Origin of the sequence: Shigella sp. FC1967, from assembly GCF_001743005.1 — a bacterium.
GTDB lineage: Bacteria > Pseudomonadota > Gammaproteobacteria > Enterobacterales > Enterobacteriaceae > Proteus.
This window is the reverse complement of record NZ_MIIZ01001436.1, coordinates 1-349: the sequence shown is the minus strand read 5'-3', so window position 1 is coordinate 349 and position 349 is coordinate 1. Positions and strand designations below refer to the sequence as shown.

Below are 349 nucleotides of genomic sequence, written 5' to 3'. Positions count from 1 at the left end.
CTGGGGGAAAGGGCTTCGAGTAACAAGGCCCAGGATCGATTGGCTTAGAAGTACAAGCCATCATTTAAAAGAAAGCGTAATAGCTCGACTGGTCGAGTCGCCGCGCGGAAGATGTAACGGGGCTAAACCATGCACCGAAGCTGCGGCAGCGACACTATGTGTTGTTGGGTAGGGGAGCGTTCTGTAAGCCTGCGAAGGTGTACTGTGAGGTATGCTGGAGGTATCAGAAGTGCGAATGCTGACATAAGTAACGATAATGCGGGTGAAAAACCCGCACGCCGGAAGACCAAGGGTTCCTGTCCAACGTTAATCGGGGCAGGGTGAGTCGACCCCTAAGGCGAGGCTGAAA

General features: G+C 53.6%; 1 rRNA gene. It reads left to right on the top strand.

The features are described from left to right. A 23S ribosomal RNA gene (locus tag BHE89_RS22745) occupies nucleotides 1-349 on the top strand; the annotation flags it as partial.